27 protein-coding genes and 1 pseudogene are annotated in these 25,819 nt (G+C 33.7%); 21 read left to right on the plus strand and 7 right to left on the minus strand.

From position 1 onward, the window contains the following. Positions 1-95: 95 nt before the first annotated feature. The 6 genes from DYE31_RS04825 to pmtD all read left to right on the plus strand — a co-directional run bounded on the left by DYE31_RS04825 (position 96) and on the right by pmtD (position 4,039). Complete coding sequence (locus DYE31_RS04825) at positions 96-293, plus strand: SE1626 family protein (protein WP_041612993.1); 198 nt, start codon at positions 96-98, stop codon at positions 291-293. Between the two features lie 168 nt (positions 294-461). Continuing rightward, positions 462-842 carry a PSM export ABC transporter transcriptional regulator PmtR gene (gene pmtR / locus DYE31_RS04830; protein ID WP_015900753.1) on the plus strand — a complete coding sequence of 127 codons (381 nt, stop codon included), beginning with the start codon at positions 462-464 and terminating at the stop codon, positions 840-842. Next, the gene (gene pmtA / locus DYE31_RS04835) at positions 839-1,729 is read left to right on the plus strand and encodes a phenol-soluble modulin export ABC transporter ATP-binding protein PmtA (RefSeq protein ID WP_015900752.1); all 891 of its coding nucleotides are present in this window, start codon (positions 839-841) and stop codon (positions 1,727-1,729) included. The genes pmtR and pmtA overlap by 4 nt, the downstream gene beginning before the upstream one ends. Beyond that, on the plus strand, positions 1,726-2,412 hold the full coding sequence (pmtB, locus tag DYE31_RS04840) for a phenol-soluble modulin export ABC transporter permease subunit PmtB (RefSeq protein WP_015900751.1): 687 nt from the start codon (positions 1,726-1,728) through the stop codon (positions 2,410-2,412). The genes pmtA and pmtB overlap by 4 nt, the downstream gene beginning before the upstream one ends. Positions 2,413-2,426: 14 nt before the next feature. Then, positions 2,427-3,314 carry a phenol-soluble modulin export ABC transporter ATP-binding protein PmtC gene (pmtC, locus tag DYE31_RS04845; RefSeq protein ID WP_015900750.1) on the plus strand — a complete coding sequence of 296 codons (888 nt, stop codon included), beginning with the start codon at positions 2,427-2,429 and terminating at the stop codon, positions 3,312-3,314. Beyond that, entirely contained in the window at positions 3,311-4,039 is a 729-nt protein-coding gene (pmtD, locus tag DYE31_RS04850) for a phenol-soluble modulin export ABC transporter permease subunit PmtD (protein ID WP_015900749.1), read from the plus strand. Before pmtC ends, pmtD begins: the two co-directional genes overlap by 4 nt. Positions 4,040-4,097: 58 nt before the next feature. On the opposite strand, the gene DYE31_RS04855 is transcribed toward pmtD, so the two are convergent. After that, positions 4,098-4,661 carry a thioredoxin family protein gene (locus tag DYE31_RS04855; RefSeq protein WP_015900748.1) on the minus strand — a complete coding sequence of 188 codons (564 nt, stop codon included), beginning with the start codon at positions 4,659-4,661 and terminating at the stop codon, positions 4,098-4,100. 229 nt (positions 4,662-4,890) lie between these two features. On the opposite strand from DYE31_RS04855, the gene DYE31_RS04860 reads away from it, so the two are divergent. The 4 genes from DYE31_RS04860 to DYE31_RS04875 all read left to right on the plus strand — a co-directional run bounded on the left by DYE31_RS04860 (position 4,891) and on the right by DYE31_RS04875 (position 6,935). Continuing rightward, positions 4,891-5,370: a hypothetical protein gene (locus DYE31_RS04860; protein WP_015900747.1), complete on the plus strand. Its 480-nt coding sequence runs from the start codon at positions 4,891-4,893 to the stop codon at positions 5,368-5,370. A gap of 172 nt (positions 5,371-5,542) precedes the next feature. Further along, positions 5,543-6,103, plus strand: a complete 561-nt coding sequence (locus DYE31_RS04865; RefSeq protein WP_015900746.1) for an HAAS signaling domain-containing protein — start codon at positions 5,543-5,545, stop codon at positions 6,101-6,103. Beyond that, the gene (locus tag DYE31_RS04870) at positions 6,100-6,294 is read left to right on the plus strand and encodes a hypothetical protein (RefSeq protein ID WP_041612992.1); all 195 of its coding nucleotides are present in this window, start codon (positions 6,100-6,102) and stop codon (positions 6,292-6,294) included. The genes DYE31_RS04865 and DYE31_RS04870 overlap by 4 nt, the downstream gene beginning before the upstream one ends. A gap of 26 nt (positions 6,295-6,320) precedes the next feature. Next, entirely contained in the window at positions 6,321-6,935 is a 615-nt protein-coding gene (locus tag DYE31_RS04875; RefSeq protein ID WP_231839071.1) for a DUF4097 family beta strand repeat-containing protein, read from the plus strand. 44 nt (positions 6,936-6,979) lie between these two features. Here DYE31_RS04875 and DYE31_RS04880 read toward each other — a convergent pair whose 3' ends face one another. After that, entirely contained in the window at positions 6,980-8,023 is a 1,044-nt protein-coding gene (locus tag DYE31_RS04880; protein ID WP_015900744.1) for a C45 family autoproteolytic acyltransferase/hydolase, read from the minus strand. Between the two features lie 439 nt (positions 8,024-8,462). Here DYE31_RS04880 and DYE31_RS12740 point away from each other — a divergent pair, with 439 nt between their 5' ends. Next, entirely contained in the window at positions 8,463-8,636 is a 174-nt protein-coding gene (locus tag DYE31_RS12740; protein ID WP_165380052.1) for a hypothetical protein, read from the plus strand. Positions 8,637-8,683: 47 nt separating this feature from the next. Here the strand turns inward: DYE31_RS12740 and DYE31_RS04890 are convergent, their stop codons facing one another. After that, on the minus strand, positions 8,684-9,094 hold the full coding sequence (locus DYE31_RS04890; RefSeq protein WP_041612991.1) for a YolD-like family protein: 411 nt from the start codon (positions 9,092-9,094) through the stop codon (positions 8,684-8,686). Between the two features lie 165 nt (positions 9,095-9,259). Here DYE31_RS04890 and pglS point away from each other — a divergent pair, with 165 nt between their 5' ends. Together pglS and DYE31_RS04900 are read left to right on the plus strand one after the other, a co-directional pair. Continuing rightward, positions 9,260-10,294, plus strand: coding sequence for a 6-phosphogluconolactonase (gene pglS / locus DYE31_RS04895; RefSeq protein WP_015900741.1), 1,035 nt, complete (start codon positions 9,260-9,262; stop codon positions 10,292-10,294). Between the two features lie 232 nt (positions 10,295-10,526). Next, positions 10,527-12,089 (plus strand): annotated as a pseudogene (locus DYE31_RS04900) (SLC13 family permease). Positions 12,090-12,141: 52 nt separating this feature from the next. On the opposite strand, the gene DYE31_RS04905 reads toward DYE31_RS04900, so the two are convergent. Beyond that, entirely contained in the window at positions 12,142-13,254 is a 1,113-nt protein-coding gene (locus DYE31_RS04905; protein WP_015900738.1) for a glycosyl hydrolase family 28-related protein, read from the minus strand. A 135-nt stretch (positions 13,255-13,389) separates the two neighbouring features. Here DYE31_RS04905 and DYE31_RS04910 point away from each other — a divergent pair, with 135 nt between their 5' ends. The 3 genes from DYE31_RS04910 (at position 13,390) to DYE31_RS04920 (ending at position 16,562) form a co-directional block, all read left to right on the plus strand. Next, the gene (locus DYE31_RS04910) at positions 13,390-13,941 is read left to right on the plus strand and encodes a cysteine hydrolase family protein (protein WP_015900737.1); all 552 of its coding nucleotides are present in this window, start codon (positions 13,390-13,392) and stop codon (positions 13,939-13,941) included. A gap of 75 nt (positions 13,942-14,016) precedes the next feature. Further along, positions 14,017-14,943 (plus strand): manganese-dependent inorganic pyrophosphatase, encoded by a 927-nt coding sequence (locus DYE31_RS04915; RefSeq protein ID WP_015900736.1) that lies wholly within the window; start codon positions 14,017-14,019, stop codon positions 14,941-14,943. Positions 14,944-15,185: 242 nt separating this feature from the next. Beyond that, complete coding sequence (locus DYE31_RS04920; protein ID WP_015900735.1) at positions 15,186-16,562, plus strand: aldehyde dehydrogenase; 1,377 nt, start codon at positions 15,186-15,188, stop codon at positions 16,560-16,562. Positions 16,563-16,621: 59 nt separating this feature from the next. Here the strand turns inward: DYE31_RS04920 and DYE31_RS04925 are convergent, their stop codons facing one another. The 3 genes from DYE31_RS04925 to DYE31_RS04935 all read right to left on the minus strand — a co-directional run bounded on the left by DYE31_RS04925 (position 16,622) and on the right by DYE31_RS04935 (position 20,915). After that, positions 16,622-18,895, minus strand: a complete 2,274-nt coding sequence (locus DYE31_RS04925; RefSeq protein WP_015900734.1) for an ATP-binding cassette domain-containing protein — start codon at positions 18,893-18,895, stop codon at positions 16,622-16,624. A gap of 103 nt (positions 18,896-18,998) precedes the next feature. Beyond that, positions 18,999-19,808 (minus strand): prephenate dehydratase, encoded by an 810-nt coding sequence (locus DYE31_RS04930; protein ID WP_015900733.1) that lies wholly within the window; start codon positions 19,806-19,808, stop codon positions 18,999-19,001. 33 nt (positions 19,809-19,841) lie between these two features. After that, the gene (locus tag DYE31_RS04935) at positions 19,842-20,915 is read right to left on the minus strand and encodes a nitric oxide synthase oxygenase (RefSeq protein WP_015900732.1); all 1,074 of its coding nucleotides are present in this window, start codon (positions 20,913-20,915) and stop codon (positions 19,842-19,844) included. Positions 20,916-21,163: 248 nt separating this feature from the next. On the opposite strand from DYE31_RS04935, the gene DYE31_RS04940 reads away from it, so the two are divergent. The 5 genes from DYE31_RS04940 to purB all read left to right on the plus strand — a co-directional run bounded on the left by DYE31_RS04940 (position 21,164) and on the right by purB (position 25,773). Then, a complete protein-coding gene (locus DYE31_RS04940; RefSeq protein ID WP_015900731.1) occupies positions 21,164-22,633 on the plus strand; it encodes a nicotinate phosphoribosyltransferase in 1,470 nt (489 codons plus the stop codon). Then, a complete protein-coding gene (nadE, locus tag DYE31_RS04945) occupies positions 22,626-23,468 on the plus strand; it encodes an ammonia-dependent NAD(+) synthetase (RefSeq protein ID WP_041612990.1) in 843 nt (280 codons plus the stop codon). Before DYE31_RS04940 ends, nadE begins: the two co-directional genes overlap by 8 nt. 60 nt (positions 23,469-23,528) lie before the next feature. Then, a complete protein-coding gene (locus DYE31_RS04950) occupies positions 23,529-24,098 on the plus strand; it encodes a DUF2179 domain-containing protein (protein ID WP_015900729.1) in 570 nt (189 codons plus the stop codon). Next, positions 24,088-24,264, plus strand: coding sequence for an NETI motif-containing protein (locus DYE31_RS04955; RefSeq protein WP_015900728.1), 177 nt, complete (start codon positions 24,088-24,090; stop codon positions 24,262-24,264). The genes DYE31_RS04950 and DYE31_RS04955 overlap by 11 nt, the downstream gene beginning before the upstream one ends. Positions 24,265-24,474: 210 nt before the next feature. Beyond that, a complete protein-coding gene (gene purB / locus DYE31_RS04960) occupies positions 24,475-25,773 on the plus strand; it encodes an adenylosuccinate lyase (protein ID WP_015900727.1) in 1,299 nt (432 codons plus the stop codon). The last annotated feature ends 46 nt before the right edge of the window (positions 25,774-25,819 follow it).

Here is a 25,819-nt window from a genome sequence, read left to right on the forward strand (position 1 = left end):
TCTCTAAAGAAGAAATGAAAAAGCTTTCATATCATATGAGGGTTATGAATTAATTCGTATTATTTGTTATAATCAATTTGTTTGAGGTGAAAAGAATGAAACATTTAACAAAAATATTTGTGGTAATCGCGATACTTTCTTTTTTAGTAAGTGTTTATTTCCAAACAACTCATCAAGAAAGCTCAGGCATTAAGCTAATGTTGGCTGCGATTATGTTTATGATATGCGCATTTATTAGCCGTAATAATGATCGGAGAAAAAAAGAAAGAGATATGCAAAATAAAAAGAAGTAACTGCATTTATGATAATAAGTGCAGTACTTTTTTTTAGCTATGTATATATACAATATATACACTTTAGGTTATTTTTTTAATAGAAAATCCCTATGAACTATTTAAAATATCTAGACATAGCATATATATGTGTGTATACTGTGTATATACAGTTAGGGAGGAAGTTAAATGAAAATACTGCTTAAAAACAATAGTGAATATCCGATTTATGAACAAATCAAGCAGCAAATTAAAGAAAATATCCTTAAAGGGTATATTTCTCCCGGGGAACATCTTCCATCTATGAGAGAACTTGCAAAGGATTTACGTGTCAGCTTGATTACAACCAAACGTGCTTACGAAGACTTAGAAAAGGATGGATTTGTTACTACAGTCAGAGGAAGAGGTACTTTTGTTAAGGAACAAGATAATGCAATTTTGAAAGAAAAACAATTTATTGTTATTGAAGACTTAACAAAATCGATCGTGAAAGAGGCAAAAACTATTGGGATGTCACTTGAGGAGCTGACTGAAATCGTAACATTAATCTATGAGGAGGAAAGTGAATGAATCAAAATGCCATTGATGTTAAGCAACTTAATTATAAAACCAACAACTTTGAACTCAATGATATTACATTTCGCGTTCCGAAAGGTTATGTTACTGGATTTATCGGTTCAAATGGTGCTGGGAAAACTACACTCATTCGCTTGATAATGAATTTAATCCGACCTGATTCAGGCAACATAGAAATGTTAGGATTCGAAATGTCGAATTTTGAAGGTGAAATCAAAGAAAAGATTGGATTCATTTATTCGGAATTATATCTGAATGATAAATGGACAGTTAAAAAGTGCGAGCAGTGTATTAGTCCCATGTATGAAGAGTGGGATGAGTCATTGTTTAAACATTACATCCAAAAGTTTAATTTGCCCTTGAATAAGAAAATCAAAACTTTTTCAACAGGCATGAAAATGAAATTATCTTTTGCCATTGCATTCAGTCATCATGCAGAGCTATACATCTTAGATGAACCAACCTCAGGATTAGACCCTGTAGCACGAAATGAAGTTCTGGAAATTATTCAACAAGAATTGATTGATGAAAATAAATCTGTTTTCTTTTCGACACATATTATTTCTGATATTGAAAAAATTGCTGATCATCTTGTTTATTTGAAAGATGGACAAATTATTTTTGATGAACAAAAGCATATTTTATTGAAAGAGTATCAAATGATTCGTGGTAATACGGCTGACTTAGATGAGGAACTTAAGGGTTATATTATCAATCTTAAAATGAAACAAACGGGTTTTGAAGGATTGACTAAAGAAGCTGACGCTTTTATAGAGTTATTTGGTGATCGCGTTGTCATTACTCGACCTAGTATTGAAGAGTTGATGGTCAATATTGAACAAGGTGATTTAAGCTCAGATAAGCTAGGTGATGCACTATGAAACAATTAATACTTAGAAATTTAAAATTAAGAAAAGTATCGTTGATTATTTATGCAGCACTTATTATTGTATCTCCTTTTTATCATTTGTTTTTAAATAAGCATACTGTTTTTGGAGGCATCATCTATTCAATATTATCTGTATTTGTTATGTTCATTTCGCTTTTTGATTGTGGAAATGCATTCAGATTACAGTTTAAATTAGGAGGAAATAAGGCATACTATTTTAATCATAGTCTTCCTTTTTCAGCTCAAGAACAATTGAATGCGCATTATTTAACTACAGTCCTAATGTCCGTTGCAGGAGCGATTGTTTTAACAGACTATTACAATGTTCCGATGGGCGGAGAAATAAATGGTGTAGAAATGACTACGCCAATGTATTTTATCGCAATTAATTTAATAGGACATGCAATCGCATTTCCGAAATATTCTGAAGTCAGAAGGGATTTTATCCCTTATTGGGGATTTGTAGTTGTGGTGAATTTCATCGTGCCAGTGATTTTCAGCATGTCCTTGCTACTGATTGCAATCACAACCCATAGCTTTAAACTGATAGATAATGTTTTAGATTACTCTATTAATATCTTTGGAATCGTATTTATTATCTTTGGAATTATACTATTTGGTTTGACATACTTTAAACAACTTAAAAAAATCAATGAAGCAGAACAAACGTATTAAAGGAGGTTTTTTTAATGAAGCTAGAACATATTACGAAACAATATGGTGAAAACAAAGTCTTAGATAATATTGATTTTGATTTTAATCAAAGCCGTATTGTCGGATTGATTGGTAAAAATGGTGTCGGTAAAACGACTTTGATGAAAATAATGAATGGCAATATCATTAATTATAAAGGTAAGGTTGATATAAAACCTGAAGAACGAATTGGTTATTTAATTGAACATCCTAAATTATATGATAATAAAACTGGTTTATATAACCTGAAAATATTTGCTCAAGTTTTAGGGAGCGGCTTTGATAAAGCATATGCACAAAAAATTATTGATGCTTTTGGAATGTCGCCATACATTAAAAAGAAAGTTAAAAAATACTCTATGGGAATGAAACAAAAACTAGCAATAGCTGTTTCATTAATGAACAAACCTAAGTACTTAATTTTAGATGAACCTACAAATGGTATGGACCCAGATGGTTCAATCGATGTTTTAGAAACAATCCAAAAGTTAGTTAATGATTTGGATATGCATATCTTAATATCCAGTCATAAACTAGAAGATATCGAATTGATTTGCGATAGAGCTGTCTTCTTAAGTGATGCGCACTTTGTTCAAGATGTAGATATGTCGAAAGGAACACCTCAAGATACAACTGTTTTAATGTTAGGTAAAGATTTAACAGATGATCAATTTAAACAAGTATTAGATTATCTGACAGTGCATTATAAAATTTTGCAAAGTCATAAAGAGTCAGGAGAAATTTCTCTTAAAGCAATTAGAGATTACAAACCTTTACTCAAAGGCTTGGCAGGTTTAGAAGTATTTCCTGAATATATTGAAACACGCAAAACTTCTTTACGTGATACTTACTTTAATATTAATCAAAGAGGTGAGCATAAGTGAATATCTTCCAACTTGTAAAACATGACATCATTAGTATTGTAAAAAGCCCTTTAACATATTTAGCCCTTATATTGACTTTCATTCCGCTTATTGGAGTAACTGCTTTAATTAATCAGCAAATGCATAAAGTGAATGCCGATATGATTATGTCAGCAGGCAGTTGGTTCTTTTCTATAGTCGGTTTACTCTTTGTGATTAAAACAATTACTAGAGATATTGGCCAAGGAACGATTCAACTATATTTAAATAAAGTAAGCAATCGTATTAAATACTTTATTGCGAAAGTAATTTCTATTGTTTTCATCTCATTTTTAATGACAGGTATTTTAGATTTATTTGTATTTATTATACAAAGTGCAACAAAAGGACCAGACCTTAAAGATGAAAAGTTTATTCAAATCTTATGGTTCTATTTGATTTTCTTCTTATTCTTCGGTCTATTATTATTTTTAATTTCTCTTATTGCACCTAAGCCTGCATTGATATATGCACTAGGGATTTTCTTGATACTTATCGTTCCATTTGCAGAACCATTCTTACCAATGATTCCAAAAATTGGAGATAATATCCAAAAATCTTTAAAATATATTCCATTCAGTTATTTAACAAGTAAGACAACATCAGGAAATTATACATTTTCAAACTGGCAGTGGTTCATATCTTCAGCTTCAATCGTAGTATTATTTATAGCCAATGCGCTTTATATTACACGTAAAGATATTTAATATAAAAGCCGGAATGATGGTCAATATAACCAAAATTCCGGCTTTAAATATTGTTGGTTTATGGATTAAGCAATTTATCTATAATGGAATCATAAACATCTTTCCAAAGATTTGAATCTGTTTTAAATCGATTAGAGATAGCTTTGTGTACTTGTTGTGCTTTTTCATCATATGAAGGATCGTCTTTGTCTGGTAAAAAATCAGAACGTGTTTTTTCAACAAACTTTTGTACAGGCTTTGCACGTGGCCCCCATACGTTTTCTTGTTCAAAGTTATCATTAAGAAAAACAAAGATAGGTATTGAACGTGATTTTCCGTTTGTTAAATATTGATCTATTAAATCAGTATCTTGATCTCGGTGGAAAACGTGTACTTCTAAATTTAACAATTCGCTGATATGTTTCAGAATTGCAATGTTCATCATGGCATCCCCACACCAATCTTCTGAAATCACAAGTACTTTACTATAATCTTTTTGTTTAATTTTATTAATACGTTCATCATTTTGAGGAACAGAGAAGTCATTATAAATACTAAGTAATCCTTCCTTATTTTCACTCATTTGATCAATGTACGTATTCAAATCTTGGCTGTTTTTATAATATGTTTCTAAGTTTGCCATACACATAACCCCCTTTGTATATTGCTAATATTATAGCAATTTTTGATAGATATTAAAAAGGAAAACTTTAGAAAATTCAAATATCTGTATTTTATTCACAAATAAGTGATTATTTATTGAAAAAAATACTTATTTATGGGGAATATGAAGTGCAAGGTAACAAAAAGTAGTATGATAGATATGAAAAAATGACATAACATCAATTCAACAGAAGAAAGTGGTGAACTTTATGAGAAATAGACTGGTTGCAATTATTGTTTTCACAATAATGAGTGTAGTAGTTTTATTGATATCAGGGTATATCAATAATACAAAGTCAGTCAATTTATCAGAACTGAAAATTAATAATATGCAAGTTAATGAAAAATTTAATGAAAAAGGTTTTAAAGTGAATCATGAGATTCAAATCGATCGTTATAAATTTTATTATAATGAAAAACATCCAGATTTGATTGTCAAAGTAGATAAAAAATCTCACAAAATTAAAGGGATTATGCTGATTAAAGACAGCAAAATAAAAACAAACAAAAACTTTACGGTCGGTGATTCGATTGATGATGCTATTCAAGCATTAGGCAGCAGTTACCAAATGAGTAAAGGTAAACATGGTTATAAAACCTTAACTTATTCAGATAAAGAAGACCATCTTAGTTTAAAAGTATTATACCAAGATGATGAGATTCGCCGTATCGAGTTCTATAAATGGTAAACATGCTATTAAAGGTGGTGCATTTCAATATTTTAAAGCGCCATCTTTTTTAGTGGAGAAATTATTTTAAGAGTGTGACCAATTAAAAGTTTTTGTATTTATATAAGGATTAAACATTTTAATATTATTTAGATTTAAAGTATAATCTAAGAAAATGTGGGAGGTGAGCCGAGTGAATAAAATAACATTTTTAAATGACTTAGAGAGTGAGTTAAGATGGTTGCCTAGAAAAGAACAAGATAGAATTATGTTTAAATATGAAGATATATTCTATGAAGGAGAACGTAATGGCCGCTCTGAAGCTGAAATACTAGAAAGCATGGAACCTCCTAAAAAAATTGCGAAAGAAATTTATGCTCAGCATGCGATAGATAATGCTGAAAGTGCTCCCAATGCGCAGAATGTAACCAAAGCGGTATTAGCTACAATCGGGATAGGATTAATGACCTTGATTATCATCCTGATCCCTTTAATATTTGTGGTTATTATTATATTAGCTCTGTTACTTACATCGTTAGTATTATTATTAGCACCGATTATTATGGCACTTGCAAATATATTGGATGGTTTTTCGCATTTTTTATTCAGCGATTTTCTTTTCTCGATCAGCTACACAGGACTCGGTATCATTTTGATTGTGTTGATTTTTAAACTTGCTGAAATCCTGTATAAATTGATTTTGAAATACTTGCGTTGGAATTTAAAAATAATAAAAGGGAGCATACAAGGATGAAAAAATTACTCATAATTGGAATAGTCATGTTTGTTGCTTTCTTTTCACTTGGATCACTTGTTTGGTTTGTACATGATAAAAATATCTTACCTAATGAAGAAGTACATAAAACATTTTCAGACGAAAATGTTCAAGATATCACAGTGAGCGGAAAAAATCGAATATCAAAGTTGTACAAGGTAATCAACTGAAATTAAATTACAATGGCGAAAAGCCGATTAATTATTCAATCCATAATGGTATTTTAAAAATATCAGAAAAACAAAAAAATGATATTGCACCGTCTATTAATCCATTCAAGAAAAACAAGCAAAACATGACAATTGAAGTTCCAAAGAAAAAGTTAAACGATGTAAATATTTCAACTGATGTGGGGGATATTGATTTTGAAGGAGTCCGTGCTAATACAGCAACGATTTGGAATAATATTTCTGATGTAAATTTCAATAGGAGTCAAATCAATAGTGTGGAGATTAAATCTGAATCTTCTCGTCTGAACTTTAACCATACCAGCTTCAACAATGGCAATGTTAAAATTGATAATGGATCAATAAAAGGGGATAATTCCATTGTCAGAGATAGCGTGTTTATCATTGAAAGAGGCAATATTAATTTGAAAAACATGGAAAAAACATGTGATTTAAAAGCATTTGCAAAAAATGGCAGTATTAATTTTGACTATCAAGATAAGCCTAAAGATACTTTATTGAAATTAAATCCATCTGATGGTAAAAAAGTTGTGAATAACCCCAATTTTGAAGATGAAAAAACGGGTAATGGAAAAAATATTCTTGAATTTTACACCAATCATGGCGATATCAAAATAAATTAGCAAAGAAGAAGCACGTACGAAATTTTTTCGTACGTGCTTAAATATTATTTAGAGGCAAATTGTATTTCAGTATCAATATAGCCGTCAAATGAATGAATATTGAGTTCATTTCCAGCTAACCATTTATTAAAATCAATTTGAACCGGTGTACCATTTTCACCTAATGCAATCCATGCTTCCATTGTTTCAGGATTATACATACTTGTGTGTATCGTACCAGACCAGCTGCTGAATAATTTACTGTAAATTTCATATTCAGGGTTATTAAATAATTCAAATGCTTTTCTTTTATCCATTTGAATATCAGTTTGTTTCAAAGTGCGTGCAAGGCGTTCTTTCGACTCTTTAGTATAGTTTCTATTTTCGTGCGTAAGTAATTTAAAATGATTAGTACATGTCCGATCGTAGCGTACATTAATATCTCTGGGAGAAACTTCAACGATAGCATGATTTAAATTTTTATCCATCATAATATAGCTGAATGAACTGCGATGTGGAATTTCTGACAGTAGTTGAATTGCTTCCTCTGTATTTTTACATAGTTCTAGAATCAGTCTTCCAATCATATAGCAAACAAAGCCATTAGCTGGTTTTTTGCGATGCATAAAATTATAACCCATTGCAAGTCCTTCTCCGTTTAAACCATCCATTCTTCCTGTCACTCTAGAAGTAGGTCCTATTTGTGCGTACCCTCCATCATTAGGCTGATAAAGCAGGTAACGGCCATCATAAGTAGCAGGATGATAATCATAGTTTCTAACAAGGTAATCATTACCTAAAAAAACTGTACAACCACTGTCTTTTTTTATAGGTGTAAAACGATAATGGGCAAAGTTGAATACAATTTGGCGAATCGGCAGTTCAAGAACTTCTCGCATTCCGATCAATTCTTCCCAAATTTGCGGCGCATAGGTTTGAAATATTGAATGAGTTTCATTAGCATCAATATCAAAGCGAGGTAGCCGTTTTTTCCATTCTTTTTCTCTATTTTGAAGCAAACGTGTCTGTTTCATCCATTTTCCAGTTTCCACACCTAAATCAAAGTGGGAACCTCGAAATGTCATGATATCCGATTGAACTTTCTGCATTGAAATATCTCCTTAATTTTTTGTTTTTACAATTGTCATAATAATGTAATTTTTTATTAATAGACTTGGGAAATAATTGTGTATTACAATATAGTTAGTAAAGGAACAGTGTATACAGTGTCAATGTCACTTGAAACGCGGAGTAAACGTTCAGGGGTGATAGCTATGTTTCAAGATTATTATAACAAAGCGTACTCTGCTGTATATAGATGGTGGAGAGGCGTTTAATCAGTAATCTTACAATCAACGAAATAATTAACTTTCCGTTAGGTAAGTAAGTTATTTCGTTTTTTACATATTTAAAGTATATATTTCACTTAATTTTTTAGTAACTAAAATGCTTGAATTAAAACATATCAGGGTATATGTTTTAATGATGAAATTAAGTGTGCTATTATTACAATATGCAGGCTATTATTTTTATAGAGGTGAGAGTAAAATGTTAGACTTTATTAAAGGCTTTTTCAAGTTTTTCTTCGGCTTAGCACTTATCGTGTCATTAGTTGTTGGCGTAGGTGTAGCAGTATTTGCTTATGTCTTTAAGAAAGATTTTGAAGACATTGAAAGAAGAACAAAAGAAATCGTTTCAGATATCGAATCTGGAAATGAATAATTAAGAGATAGCACTTGCTGGTTGATTCAGCAAGTGCATTTTCTGTTTTAGAGGCGAATTAAAGAAATTTGAGTAACGTCTAATAAAGAAAGTTTTACATTTTGTTTTGTTTTTAACTCCTGTCCAATCAATAATTGTTCTAAGGAGTCAATTTTTTTAGGCATCATATTCATCATGAGAATTCTTCCATTGTAAAAATAGCGTACTTTGATAGGGCAGTTCTTGTTGAAAGCAATATAAATTTTTTGGTTGAGTTCATGGATTTGATCTTCAGATAGTACAGGGCGTTCTACTTTTGTTTGATCTGTTACATATTGATGTAAACGTTCGAATTGTTCTGGTAAGGTGGCAAATGGTGCCCATTTTACCATTCCTCTTCCTTGAGGAATATTCGTCTCTAATTGGCTGCGTGGAATCTTCCGATAATCTGTTTCTGAATTTGAATATTTCAAAGTCATCACCTGCTCATTGTTCAAGTTGATAATTTAATTATACGAACACTTGTTCGCTATTTTAAGTAGATTTATGCTTATTTTAGATATAAAGTCGAACAACTAATATCGAAGTATTATCTTTTTGTACAAGAATATCTTACAATGATTAGTAATAGAGGAGGTTAAATAATGACGAAAGCAGGTTATATTGGATCTTATACAAAAAAAGAAGGAAAGGGCATTTATCGTTTCGTATTGGACGAAGCGAAAGCTGCAATTGAAAAAGTAGAAACAGGATTTGAAATTGAAGCATCAACTTATCTAGCAAGAAAAAATCAATTTTTATATGCGATAACAAAAGAAGGAGAACGTTGTGGCATAGCGAGCTTCCGTGTAGAAAATGACGGTCAGTTATTTTTGTTAAATAAATGTTTAGATTCTGTTGAAGGTACTGGGTGCTATATCTCAGTATCTGATGATGGAGATTATTTGTTTGAAGCGGTATATGGTGCAGGAATTATCCGATTATATGAATTAGATTCATCAACTGGAGAAGTAGTGAGATTGATTGAGGAATTGAAACATAATTATAAAACCGGACCAAATGAAAGACAGGACCATCCTCATGTACATTACGCACATCAAACGCCTGACAAAAAATTTGTAGCTGCTTGTGACTTGGGAACAGATCGTATTGTTAGTTATTCATTTAATAAAAATGGATATGATGTAGCAGCAGTTTCTGAGTTTAAAGCAGGCTTTGGTCCTCGCCATATTGAATTTAATAATAATGGAAAATATGCTTACGTAGTGCATGAATTAGCCAATAAAGTCAGCGTAACAAAATATGTAAACGGTCATTTTGAAGAGATTGCTAGTTATTCAACAGTACCTGAAGATTTCAAAGGTGAAAGTAAACTAGCAGGTGTACATTTATCACACGACCAACGTTTCCTATATATCAGCAATAGAGGGCATGATAGCATTGCTGTGTTTGCTGTAAATGATAAAGGTGATGAATTAGAGTTGGTAGAAATTGTGCCAAGCGGTGATGAATTTCCACGTGACTTTAACATTACAGAAGATGATAAATATTTAGTTTGTGCACATCAAGAAGGAGATTACAAAGTGACAGTCTTTGAACGTCACCCTGAAAGCGGCAAGTTGAGTTTAACAGATGGTCAACATCATGCTGCAGAAGGGGTTTGTGTAATCTTTGATTAATTATGACTTAGATAAAATACCGATGCTTAAATTGCATCGGTGTTTTTTTATGCTCTGCAATAAAAAGCACTTATTAAAACGATAAACAAAATTTATGTATACGTTTACATAATTTTAGTTAAATATCCAGAAAATTATGATAAACTTAATAAAACAATAGCATGTTTACTCAATAGAAATATTTATTTTATTAAAAATTAAAAGCAGCTATTGAATTAAAGGGGGGATTGTTATGCTGAAACAACATAACAGTAATTTTTTCATGACAGGCAGTCTGACATTCTTTTCCAATAAAAAGAAAAATAAGCCTTATAATTTAGGACAGTTGATAGGCCTTATCCTTGGTCCAGTTTTATTTGCGCTAATTTTATTGTTTGTACATCCTGAAGGTTTGGGTTACAAAGGGGTATTTGTAATGGCCAGCACAGCTTGGATTGCAGTTTGGTGGATTACAGAAGCCATACCTATTCCGGCGACCAGCTTAATGCCGTTAGTACTAATGCCGATAGGGCATGTAATGGATCCAGCACAAGTTACTTCAGAATATGGAAATGATATTATCTTCTTATTTTTAGGAGGATTTATCTTAGCAATTGCAATGGAAAGATGGAACTTACATACACGGGTAGCATTAATTATTATTAATAGTATTGGAACAAGCACAGGGAAAATATTGCTTGGTTTTATGTTAGCAACAGGTGGTTTATCCATGTTTGTTTCTAATACTGCAGCTGTTATGATTATGATTCCAATCGGATTAGCAATCATAGCAGAAGCAAAAGCATTAAATGAAAAAGAAGCTCATCAGGCAAGTTTATCAAAATTTGAACAGTCTTTAGTACTTGCTATTGGGTATGCAGGAACAATTGGTGGTATGGGGACACTCATTGGAACACCGCCATTAATCATTTTAAAGGGTCAATACCACGCTGCTTTTGGACATGAAATTAGTTTTGCAAAATGGATGATTATCGGTATACCTACAGTTATTGTCTTATTGTTCTTAACGTGGTTATATTTGCGTTTTATCGCATTTAAACAAGAATTGAAATATCTTCCAGGTGGAGATGCTTTAATAAAAACGAAATTAAAAGATTTAGGTAAAATCACCTATGAAGAAAAAGTCGTATTTACAGTATTTACAATGGCCAGTATTCTTTGGATTATCCGGGAATTTGTTTTAAAACAATGGGGACCCACTTCATTAGTTCAAGATGGAACTATTGCGATGTTTGTATCGATTTTACTCTTTATTATCCCATCTAAAAATACAAAAGAGCATAAACGTATTATTGATTGGGAAGTTGCGAAAGAATTACCTTGGGGTGTTTTAATCTTATTTGGAGGCGGTCTAGCGCTTGCAAAAGGGATTTCAGAAAGTGGATTAGCAAAGTGGTTAGGTGAACAACTCGTTGCATTGAACGGTGTGAGTCCGCTTCTCATCGTTATTGTCATCACGATGTTTGTTTTATTCTTAACTGAAGTCACCTCTAATACTGCGACAGCAACCATGATACTGCCGATTTTAGCTACGCTCTCAGTTGCTATCGGCGTACACCCGTTATTATTGATGGTACCAGCCGCTATGGCTTCTAACTGTGCGTATATGATGCCAGTCGGAACACCGCCGAACGCTATCGTATTTGGTACAGGTTTGATTTCAATCAAGAAAATGGCCAGCGTCGGGTTCTGAGTTAATATGATTAGTGCCATTTTAATTATATTAGTGGTTTACTTCTTAATGCCGTTTGCATTAGGTATTGATATCAACGAACCCTTAAAATTAGTGAAATAAATAAGAAACATGCGCCTGCGACATATTAAAGCGTCACAAGCGCATGTTTTTTCTATTTCAAAAAAAGGGTTTCACTCGTAATATTTTTTAAAGTCACTTGCTTTAAAGACAACTCTGGTTGATCGACAATAAGTTGATTAATATCTTCTAAATGAATCGCTTGTTGTGAATTCCCAAAATAATTATCAGCAATCAGCACACTTTGATGCTGCACGTTTCGATAATTACGAATATGAATGGCATCTTTTTGCATGGCACCTTCGAAGCGGTTATTAATAATATTGAGATCAGAACCGCCTTGAGGGCCAGTAACCCTTCCTGATTGAACATCGGCAGTATTCTTATCATCCTTAGTACCAAGAAAACGAATACCGCCATTACAATCAATAAAATGATTATCCATAATATAAGTGTCTTTATATTTAAGTGGCGTTAACGCATAGTCACCTGTTTGATGAAAAGTATTTTTAGAAATAAAAATATTTGTATAGTATTTATTATTGCGAGAAGCATGTGACCCGACAGCACGATTCCAACTACTGAAACCAGGTGTTTCTGACGGACCGAAATAACACTCAGAAATCGATACATTTTGAGTAATAGTACCATCACGTGTACCGAATTTCGGAAATGCTCCTGGTACTTGAATATCAAGTTGAATCGCTTCTGAAAAACTGCGATCACCATTCACGTCTAAAAAGCCCTCGAAATTACAGCGAGTAATCACTAATCCATCAACACCGCAGGCATCAATACCATGACCACCTACCACATCTTTGATAGTGACATTATATAACAATATATCTTTTGCATGTCCCATGCACATCGTAGTATTATTGTCTGGAATACGAGAACCATTCATATCAAATGTCCCGCCGATAATATGGATATGACTGTTACCATGATAGCCATAGTACTGACCGTAACGCCATCCATTTTTTAATAAGGTATCTTTACAGTGGCGTTGTAAAACCGCTTCTTCATTTAAAAACAAAGTAGTTCCTTCAAAAATCGTCAAAGCACGTTTTATATAATACGTGCCAGCAGGTATATAAACAATACTGCCAGGATGTTTTTTAGCCAAGTTTAAAGCGCGTTGCAATGCTTTCGTGTCTTTATGTTTATGTTTTCCGGTAAGACCAAAATGAACAGGGTTGATAATCATAAGCCGCCTCCTGCTTTCCAAAAATTTCATTTTCAAAATAAGTACGCTATGTAAGGTCGATAATTTGTACAAAGTAGGTTATTCTAATTATAAACAAGATAGTATTAGTATAAACAAAAATGGGGGTCGTGCATAATGACAAAGCATGCTTTAATTGTTGTGGATTATTCATATGATTTTGTAGCACCAGATGGCAAGTTGACTTGCGGTGAACCTGGACAAGCTATCGATAATTTTATTGCAAAACGCATGGAAACATTTGATGCAAAAGGGGATGAGATTTTTATCATGATGGATTTACATTATGAGAATGACGAAAACCATCCTGAAAGTAAGTTATTCCCGCCGCACAATATTGAAGGCACACCAGGTAGAGAATTATATGGCAAAGTTAAAGATGTTTATGACAAAATTAAAAATCATAATAATGTACATTTCTTAGATAAACGCCGCTATGATTCTTTCTTTGGCACGCCATTAGACAGCTTGCTGCGTGAACGTGATATTAAAGAAATTGAAATAGTAGGAGTATGTACAGATATTTGTGTACTGCATACAGCTGTTTCAGCATATAATAAAGGGTATGATGTTACTATACCTGAAAGTGGTGTAGCATCATTTAATCCAGCAGGTCACGATTTTGCCTTGGAACATTTTAAAAATGTACTAGGTGCAAAGGTAGAATAACTATTTCGACTCGTGATAAAATAGTAGTAATGAAGTATGAATTACAAAATTTAATGACAAGGAGTGTCTCAGGACATGGAAAGTACTTACATTTTCGGGCATAAAAGTCCAGATACTGATGCAATTAACTCAGCAATTATCATGGCTGAATTTGAAAAATTAAATGGTAATGATTCTGCGAAAGCATATCGTTTAGGGAAAGTGAACCCTGAAACACAATATGCTTTAGATTATTTTAAAGCAGAAGCACCAGAATTATTGACTGAAGATTTAACAGATAAAGATGTTATCTTAGTCGATCACAATGAATTCCAACAAAGCGCAGATACAATTGAAAGCGCGAAGATTCGCCACGTTGTGGATCATCACAGAATTGCTAACTTCCATACTGCAGCACCTTTATACTATCGTGCTGAACCGCTTGGATGTACAGCAACAATTCTTTATAAAATGTTTAAAGAACAAGGATTTGAAATTAAACCGCAAATTGCAAGTTTAATGTTATCAGCAATTATTTCTGATAGTTTATTATTCAAATCACCAACTTGCACTGAACAAGATAAAGCAGCAGCACAAGCTTTAGAAAATATTGCAGGTGTGGATGCACAAGAATATGGTTTAGAAATGTTGAAAGCAGGTGCTTCAACAGTAGATAAATCACCTGTTGAAATCATCAATGCAGATGCAAAAACATTTAATATGGGAGACTATTCTGTAAGAATCGGTCAAGTCAACACTGTAGACGTAAATGAAATTCTTGCACGTCAAGCTGAATTAGAACAAGCGATTACTGAAACATTAAGCGGTGCAGAATATGACATCTTCGTATTGGTTGCAACTGATATCTTGAATAGTGACTCAACAATTCTTGTACTTGGTAAAGACAAAGATAAAATTGCAAAAGCATTTGATGTTGAATTAGATAACAACACTGCATTCTTACCAGGTGTTGTATCACGTAAAAAACAAATTGTACCACCAATCACAGCTGCATTATCATAATTTTTAATAGAGATATTTAATTTATAGCAGAAACACTGCAGCTGAATATTAATAGATTTATAAACCGGAATAAGTTAAGATGATAAGAATGAAGCATTTCCATTCGACGCACTGACTTATTCTGGTTTTTTATTTCTTAAAACAATAAAATCTGAAGTATATTAAGATATAAAGAAGAGTTGTAAAGGGTAAAGAGACATAAAACTCATGATGAATGGAAAATGAAGGGAGTATTATAATCATTGAAAACGATTCAAGAACGATTTAATGACTGCCAAGGTTATTATAAAACCCAAATTACAAAAGATATTAAATATCGCAGAAAACAATTAAAAAACTTGAAAAAAGCAATCAATCAACATGAAAAGCAATTACTAGCAGCGTTGCATTTAGATTTAGGAAAAAACAAAGTAGAAGCATATGCTACTGAAATAGGTATGGTATTGAAAAGCATCAGCAATGCTCGAAAAGAAATACATAAATGGACTAAAACGAAACAAGTCAATACACCTTTATATCTCTTCCCGGCAAAAAGCTATATTAAAAAAGAACCGCTTGGGACAGTATTGATAATCGGGCCGTTTAATTATCCTGTACAACTTGTTTTTGAGCCGCTGATCGGAGCGATTGCGGCGGGGAATACAGCTATTGTAAAACCTTCTGAATTAACTCCTAATGTAGCTAATGTTATTTCTAAAATAATTGAGGATGCATTTGAAGAAGCATATATTACAACGGTTGAAGGCGGCGTAGAAGAAACGCAGATGTTATTAGAACAACCGTTTGATTATATATTCTTTACAGGCAGTGAAAAAGTAGGAAAGATTGTATATGAAGCGGCAAGCAAACAATTGATACCTGTGACTTTGGAGTTAGGTGGCAAATCTCCTGTTATTATTGATGAAACAGCTAACTTGAAAGTAGCAAGCGAACGTATTGCGATGGGGAAATTTACTAATGCGGGTCAAACATGTGTCGCACCAGATTACATTTTAATTCAAGAATCAGTGCAAGATGAATTTATCCAGGCATTAAGTAAAACCATTGAAGAATTTTATGGAAGAAATCCAGAAAACAGTCCGGATTTTGGCCGTATTGTGAATCGTAAACATTTTGCGCGCTTGCAGCATTTACTGCAAGATAGCACTGGAGATGTTGTAATCGGTGGAGAGACTAATCCAGAAAGCCGTTATGTGTCACCGACTATTGTAAAAGATGTTAAAGCAGAGGATCCGTTGATGCAAGAGGAAATTTTTGGTCCGATATTACCGTTGATGACATATACAGAATTAGATACGGCCATTGATTTTATTGCAGAGCGTCCTAAACCATTAGCGTTATATTTATTCAGCGAGGATGAAAATTGTACAGATCGCGTGTTGAATGAATTGTCATTCGGCGGTGGTGCTATCAATGATACAATGCTTCAATTAGCAAATCCGAACTTGCCGTTCGGCGGTGTAGGTGCTTCTGGATTTGGTAAATATCATGGTAAGTACTCATTCTATACTTTTACACATGAAAAATCTTATATTTATAAAACAACGCGTTTAGAATCAGGTTTGATTTTCCCTCCTTATAAAGGCAAATTCTCTTATGTTAAAAATTTATTTAAATGAATATAATTGAAAGTCCCTATGCAGCACGCAAAATAGTGCAGCACAGGGACTTTCTTTGTTTAATCAGCGAGATAACGACGCAAATGTTGCGCGGTTACAGATTGGTCGACTTCAAGTAATTTATTAGGAAGACCTTCAAATAATAATTTGCCACCTTTGGAACCTGCATAAGGTCCGATGTCAATAATCCAATCCGCTTCAGTCATCATCGTTAAATTATGTTCGATGAGTATGACTGTGTTGTTTTGGGCAATCAAATGGTTAAAACTATCTAATAAAATAGGAATGTCATCTTCATGAAGGCCAGTTGTCGGTTCATCAAAGATGAAGATTTGGTTTTCCACAGAGGCTGATTCTGTTAGATAGCGGCTGAGTTTAACGCGTTGGATTTCACCGCCGGATAGTGTATCTAAGGATTGTCCGAGTGTCATGTAATCTAAGCCTGTAGCTTTGAGTGCTTGAAGCGGTTCGGCAATTTTTGGATTGCTGTTAAAGAATGCGATGGCTTCGTCTACTGTAAGAGATAAGATGTCAGCGATTGAATAACCGTCTACTTTAGCTTCTAGTACTTCTGGACGGTATCTTGTTCCGTTGCAGACATCACATATTTGAGTGAAGTCTGGCATAAAGGCAAGTTCAGTTTTTAATACACCTTTGCCGTGGCATTGAGGACAAGCGCCTTCTGAATTATAGCTGAACATACTTTTTTTCATGCCTGTCTCTTTGCTGAAGAAACTTCTTACATCATCAAAAATATTTAAATAGGTCAATAGATTAGAACGATTAGAAGCATGTACAGGTTTTTGATCGATAAATGTTACGTTGTCTTGGTGTTCGAAACCAGCACTTATTAATGAACTTTTTCCTGAACCGGCAACACCTGTAACTACTGTCATCGCATTTTTAGGGAGTTCAACTGACACATCTTGAATATTGTTTCTAGAGATGTGCGATAAATGAATTTTATCTTCATTTTGAATAGGGTGCTTTTTCAGATGATGTTTACGTCTTAACGCTTTGCCAGTACTTGTATCAGATGAAAGTAATGCTTCATAAGTACCTTCGAAAGTAATCTTGCCGCCGTTTTTTCCAGCAAATGGTCCTAAATCTACAACATGATCTGCTATTTTAATGACATCTGGATCGTGTTCGACAACGAGTACGGTATTTCCTTTTTCTTTTAAAGAAATAATAATTTCGTTAATGCGTTGAATATCTTCTGGGTGCAAACCGACACTTGGTTCGTCGATAATATAAACTAAATCACTGAGTGGGCTGTTAAGGTGTCGAATTAATTTAATTCTTTGGGATTCACCGCCTGATAAAGTAGGCGTTTCTCTTGAAAGTGATAAATAATTTAAACCGATATAACTCAAAGACTTTAATTGCTGCATTAAAGGCTCAATAATATATTTTGCTTTCGTTGAATCAATCTGTTCTAAAAATGCAATTGCTTCGTCGATAGGCAAGTTAGTAAAATCAGCAATATCTAAACCATTAATTTTACAGCTCAATACCTTTTGGTTTAATCGTTTGCCATGACAAGTAGGACATACTTTAGAAGTTACTACACGATCAATATCACTACGGAATTTATTTTTCTCAAAATTATCATTTAGTAAGAAAGAGCGTCTGAATCGATGAATTAACCCTTCGAATTTAGCAGTGCGTGGCCAATTGCTAGGTGGATTTTTTAATTTAGTCGGTTCAGTATATAAAAATGTATTCATTTCTTCCTCTGTGTAATCTTTTAATTTTTTATCATTATCAAATAATCCTGAATATAAATAGCGTTTACCACGCCAGCTATCTGGTCTAAAAGAAGGGAATTTAATTGCATCTTCATTTAATGATTTATTATAATCAAGCAATTCATTTAAATCGATATCTTCAACATAACCTAAACCAGAACAAGTTTCGCACATGCCTTTCGGATTATTAAAAGAAAAAATATCAGAATAGCCGACAAAAGGTGTTCCGATTCTAGACCATAATAAACGAACAGAAGCATAAATATCAGATATTGTTCCGACTGTAGAGCGCGAGTTGCCGCCTAAGCGCTTTTGATTGATAATCATCGCTACAGGAAGATTTTCAATTAAATCTACATCAGGTTTTTCATATTGTGTAAGTTGATTTTGAATATATGTAGAGTACGTCTCATTTAATAAACGTTCGGACTCTGCTGCTAAAGTGCTGAAAACTAAAGAAGATTTACCAGAACCAGAACGTCCTGTAAATACTGTGATTTCATGTTTAGGAATATCGAGTGAGACATCCTTTAAATTGTTTTGTCTTGCGCCATGTACGCGTATTGTATCCGTTTTAACCATATCATTAACTCCTTATTGAAATTCATACCCTTGAATTTAATTTGCTATGTATATGAAAAAACTTCCTTTCAAAAATGTTCGATTTGGAAGGAAGTTAGATGATTTATGCTTTTTTATTGAAAGAACCAATAAGTTTAACTTGATGATCAAGGGTTTCTAAGATTTTTATCACTTTATTCAACTCATCATTTAAGGATGTGTCTGCTTGTACGAAAAAGTGATACATGCCAAGCTGTGTTTTTAATGGTCGTGATTCAATCCAAGACAAATTAATATTGAAAATAGCAAAGGTATTTAAGATAGTTGCTAATAAACCTGCACGATCTTCTTTAGGTGTAATCAATAACATAGTATCTGTCGCTGTTTCTGACAGTTCTAATTGGCTTCCAATTACTAAAAAGCGTGTGACATTATGCGGAAAATCTTCGATATTTTCTGCTAAAGGCATGTAGGTATGGTTGTCGCTTTCGGTCATACCTAATGGTGCAATAGCACCTGTGTGTTCATCAATATGATCTAAGCTTTGTACAGTACTGTCTGCATAGCCGATTTTAAATTGATGCGTTTTTATAAATTGGCTTGTTTGGCTGATTGCTGGTGCGATGGAATAGACGGTATCTAATTGGCTTAAATCTGTATCTTTTAATCCATATAGTGCAAATTGAATATTTAAATGGATTTCATCTAAGGCATAAATGTTTTGATTGGCAAGTCCATCGGCGATGATATTAATAGTGCCTTCGATTGAATTTTCGATAGGGACTATACCAATACTGCCTGGATGATCTTGAACAGATTGCACCACTTCGTATAGGTTGGTTTTGGGTATATAATCTGCTGTTTCATCACCTAAATATTTTTGTGAAGCAAGGTATGAAAATGTGCCTCTTGGACCTAAGTAATATAAATTCATCTGCAATTCCCCTTTGGCGGTATACGTCACTGATCAGTGAAAAGGGCACCCTTGTTTTTCAGCTTTCTTTTTATAGAAAAAGTTTGGTTCTCTCATTTCGTTTGAATATCCATGGTGATAATTCGGAACCAAAGTAGGCGAAAGTGATGGGACTAACCATGACCATTTTCCTGTCACTTTTCGATGTGCATGTTCTTCATTGCGTTCAAAGTGTTCAAACTGCTTAGCAGCGGTTAAATGATCAACTATTGAAACGCCGTTCTTTTTAAATGAATGATATACAGCATCGTTCAATTCAACGACGATACGATCTTTATTAAATGAAGTATTTTTAAGTGTATCAAATTCGAACGCATCTGCAACCTTTTCTATTAAATTATAGCGATAACTATCAGTGAAATTACGCACAGCGATCTCATTAACCATGTACCAGCCGTTAAAAGGAACGGTACCATAAGTGATACCTCCGATTTTAAGGTCCATATTAGAAATAATAGGAACTGCATACCACTTAATTCCTAATTCTTTTAATCTAGGATAGTTGCGATGTTCAATAGGGACCTCAAGTACTAATTCTGAAGGTAGTTCATACATACGCATTTGATTTTCATGAGGCAGTTTGTAGATGAGCGGAAGTACATCGAAGTCTGTACCTTCTCCTTGCCATCCTAAATGCTCAGCGAGCTGTGTAATTTCTTTTTCAGCAGGATCGCCTTTATCTTCATATCCTGCATAGCGGATTAATTGGTTATTATAGATTGTAGGCGGATTGTCTTGAGAAAACACAGTAATATAAGATTTAATTTTTCCGCCATTTGTAGCTTCTTTTAAATGGGTGTTGATAGCATCGATAAATGCTTCATTTGATTCAACATCCCTTGCATCTTGAACGATAAGTGTTTCCCAGAATAATCTTCCAATACATCTGTTAGAATTTCGCCACGCCATGCGTGCACCATAAGTTAATTCCTCTGTCGTATGTCGATATGTCCCGCTTTCGTTTATTTCATTTTCAATTTCGTTTAATCGCTTCGTTTTTTCTTCTTGAGAATAGTCTAATTCGTCATACATCGTGTTAATAAATTCTGTCGCTTTTTCTAATAACATTCCGCATTCACCTCATAAACTATTATAGATTTTTTCAACATAAAGCCCTAATAAAACTATATGAATTATGAATGTAATTTCCATAATTTCAACAAAATTTTTACATTGCTGCACATACTATTTACAAACTATCTTTCACATGGTTTTTGTTTTATACACAATAAAAGTCTATAAAGGTAACCAGAACGTATAAAACAAAATAGTAATGTGATAAACTAAACACAAAACGGTTGATTGGGGAGAGAGTTATGTATCAATACAAAGATGATAGCTTAATGCTTCATAATGATTTATACCAAATAAACATGGCTGAAAGTTATTGGTATGATAATGTTCACGAAAGAAAGGCAGTCTTTGATTTATATTTCCGTAAAATGCCTTTTGATAGTGGGTATGCTGTATTTAATGGATTGCGCAGAGTGATTCAATTCATTGAAAAATTTCATTTTACAGAATCAGATATTGAATATTTAAGATCAATTGGATATAAAGAAGATTTTTTAGATTATTTAAAAGATTTGCGCTTTACGGGCAGTATCAGAGCGATGGAAGAAGGAGAGGTCTGCTTCAATAATGAACCGCTTCTAAGAGTAGAAGCACCGCTTATTCAAGCACAATTAATTGAAACAATTCTCTTAAACGTGGTGAACTTCCATACTTTAATTTCAACGAAAGCAAGCCGTATTAAACAAGTTGCACCTAACGATACATTAATGGAATTCGGAACACGCCGTGCCCAAGAAGAAGATGCGGCACTTTGGGGTGCCAGAGCGGCTATTATCGGCGGCTTTGACTCAACAAGTAATGTACGTGCAGGCAAGTTGTTCGGTATTCCTGTTTCAGGTACACATGCTCATGCTTTTGTTCAAACTTATGGCGATGAATATATTGCATTTAAAAAATACGCAGAGCGTCATAAAGATTGCGTCTTTTTAGTGGATACTTTCCATACATTAAAATCAGGCGTGCCTTCAGCAATTCAAGTAGCGAAAGAACTTGGAGATAAAATTAATTTTATCGGCATTCGCTTAGACTCTGGCGATATTGCTTATCTTTCTAAAAAAGCACGTCAAATGCTTGATGACGCTGGATTTACAGATGCCAAAATTATTGCTTCTAATGACTTGGACGAACAAACAATCATGAGCTTGAAAGCTCAAGGTGCTAAAGTGGATTCATGGGGCATCGGTACGAAATTAATTACAGGAAATGACCAACCTGCATTAGGCGCAGTATATAAATTAGTGGCCGTTGAAGATGAAAATGGTGAGTATCAAGACCGCATCAAATTATCAAACAATGCTGAAAAGGTAACAACGCCTGGTAAGAAAAATGTATATCGTATTATTAATAAGAAAACAGGCAAAGCTGAAGGGGATTACATTACTTTAGCATATGAAAATCCAGATGATGAAAAACCATTAAAATTATTCCATCCGGTTCATACTTATAAAAGTAAGACTGTTAAATCATTTGATGCAATTGATTTACACAAAGATATTTATAAAGATGGTAAATTGGTTTACGACCTTCCTGATGAAAAGACAGCACAAAAATTCTTGGAAAGTAATTTAAGTCATCTTTGGGAAGAGAATAAACGTTTCTTAAATCCGCAAGAATATCCAGTCGATTTAAGCCAAGCTTGCTGGGATAATAAACAGCAGAAAATTTTTGAGGTTGCAGAAAACGTCAAAGAAATGGAGGAACGACATGAGTGAATTGCGCGACATCATTGTAAATGAAATGAAGGTAAAACCTGAAATCGATAGTGAAACAGAGGTTCGCAGTATTATTCGATTTATCAAAGAATATGTACAATCACATGGCTTTATTAAATCGCTTGTTTTAGGTATTTCAGGAGGACAAGATTCTACATTGGCAGGACGTTTGGCAGAAATTGCAGTACGTGAACTGCGTTCAGAAGGCAGAGAGTGTCATTTCATCGCAGTTAAACTGCCTTATGGTATTCAAAAAGATGCAGATGAAGTAGAAGATGCATTGAACTTTATTGAACCTGACCAGACTGTCACAGTTAATATCAAACCCGCTGTCGACCAAGGTGTTAAAGCATTGGAAGAAGCAGGATTTCATTTAACGGATTTTCAAAGAGGCAATGAAAAGGCGCGAGAACGCATGAAAGTTCAATTTGCAATTGCTGCGAATACTAGCGGAATTGTTATCGGCACAGATCATTCAGCTGAAAACATTACAGGCTTCTTTACAAAATATGGGGATGGTGCAGCAGATATTGCACCGTTATTTGGTTTAGATAAACGTCAAGGCAGACAATTATTAGAATATCTTGGTGCACCGAAACATTTATATGAAAAAGTACCGACTGCAGATTTAGAAGATGACAAACCTCAGTTGCCTGATGAAGATGCATTAGGTGTGACTTATCAAGCTATTGATGATTATTTAGAAGGACGTCCTGTTTCTGAAGCGGATCAAAAAGTGATAGAAAAACATTATTTACGCAATGCGCATAAAAGAGAGCTTGCTTATACACGTTATACTTGGCCGAAAACTGAATCTGATAAAGAAAAAGAGTGACAAAAATTTTTGTGACTGATAAAATAGTGTGAATCAAAAATTGAAAAGAGGTATGTTATATTGTCAGTCATATCAGCAAACCCTTGGCTGATGTTGCTTGCAATCTTTGTCATTAACGTGGCATACGTCACATGCTTAACAGTCCGTACGATTCTTACATTAAAAGGCTATCGTTATGTAGCTGCTGCTGTAAGTTTTATAGAAGTATTAATCTATATTATCGGTTTAGGACTTGTTATGGCGAACTTAGATAAATTCCAAAACATTATTGCTTATGCTTTAGGTTTCTCTGTCGGTATTATTGTCGGCATGAAAATTGAAGAAAAGCTTGCTTTGGGATATTCAGTGGTCAATGTGACAACCGCTAATTATGAATTAGATTTGCCCACACAGTTAAGAAATCTAGGTTATGGTGTTACCCATTTCCCAGCATACGGAAGAGATGGAGAACGTTTAGTGATGCAAATCCTTACACCTAGACGTTTCGAATTGAAGTTAATGGACACAATTAAGCAAATTGACGAAAAAGCTTTTGTCATTGCATACGAAGCACGTACATTGCATGGCGGCTTCTGGGTTAAAGGTGTTCGAAGTAAAAAATTGAAAGCGTATGATACAGATGAAATTTGAAGTCAGAGAAGATGAAACAATTCAAGATTGTTTGCAGCGTATGCGTGAAGCGGGATACATGCCGGTAAAGCGTTTCGAAAAACCTGTCTATCGCGAAAATAAAGATGGCAGTATAGAAGTCGAACGCCAATTTATTCAATTTGTCGGTAAGAAAATAGAAGAATAATTAAAATGCCCAATCAGAGATGGAAATAACATAGCTGATTGGGCGTTTTGTTGAAAAAGTTCTTGAAATCCTTATACTTTTAGAAAATATTCTGTTAAAATAGAGAGTATAAGAATAAAAAGTCGAACGTTTTGATTAAAAAATATGATAATGTACATATAAAGCGGACGATAAATTTAAAAATCAAACTTTAAGATAGGAGTTTATGAAATGATTGAACGTTATTCTCGAGAAGAAATGTCTCAAATTTGGACAGACCAAAATCGTTATGAAGCATGGTTAGAGGTAGAAATTTTAGCATGCGAAGCTTGGAGTAAATTAGGTTTCATCCCAGAGGAAGACGTTAAAAAAATTCGTGAAAATGCACGTGTAGATGTTGATCGTGCAAAAGAAATTGAATTAGAAACTCGTCACGATGTTGTAGCTTTTACACGCCAAGTATCTGAAACTTTAGGTGAAGAACGTAAATGGGTACACTATGGTTTAACTTCTACTGATGTAGTAGATACTGCATTAAGCTATCAAATTAAACAAGCAAACGATATTTTAGAAAAAGACATTGAACGTTTTATCGAAGTATTAGCTGCTAAAGCAAAAAAATATAAATATACTTTAATGATGGGCCGTACACATGGTGTACACGCTGAACCTACTACTTTCGGTGTGAAAATGGCATTATGGTATCAAGAAATGTTGCGTAACTTGAAACGTTTCAAAGCAGTGAGAGAAGAAATTGAAGTTGGTAAAATGAGTGGGGCAGTTGGTACTTTTGCTAATATCCCTCCCGAAATTGAAGCATATGTAACTGAACATTTAGGACTTGGGGCAGCACCAGTTTCTACACAAACATTGCAACGTGACCGTCATGCATACTATATTGCGACACTTGCATTAATTGCAACTTCTATGGAAAAATTTGCAGTTGAGGTACGTGGATTGCAAAAAACTGAAACACGTGAAGTAGAAGAAGCGTTTGCTAAAGGTCAAAAAGGTTCTTCAGCTATGCCGCATAAACGTAACCCGATCGGTTCTGAAAACATTACAGGTATTTCTCGTGTTATCCGCGGTTATATTACAACTGCATATGAAGATGTGCCATTATGGCATGAACGTGATATTTCACATTCATCTGCAGAACGTATTATGTTGCCTGATGTTACAATCGCATTAGATTACGCGATGAATCGTTTCACAAACATTATTGATCGATTAACTGTGTTTGAAGACAATATGATGGAAAACATCAACAAAACTTTCGGCTTAATTTATTCACAACGTGTGTTATTGACACTTATTAATAAAGGAATGGTTCGTGAACAAGCATATGATTTAGTACAACCAAAAGCGATGGAATCATGGGAAACTAAAACACCATTCCGTGAATTGCTTGAACAAGATTCACAAATTACTGATGTATTAAGTAAAGAAGATTTAGACAAAGCATTTGATCCTAAACATCACTTGAATCAAGTGGACACAATTTTTGAACGTGCAGGATTAGCTGACTAATTTTCTATGTTATAATTGAATAAATTTACAAAAACAACTCCTCTTC

The sequence above is a fragment of the Staphylococcus carnosus genome, assembly GCF_900458435.1.
GTDB lineage: Bacteria > Bacillota > Bacilli > Staphylococcales > Staphylococcaceae > Staphylococcus > Staphylococcus carnosus.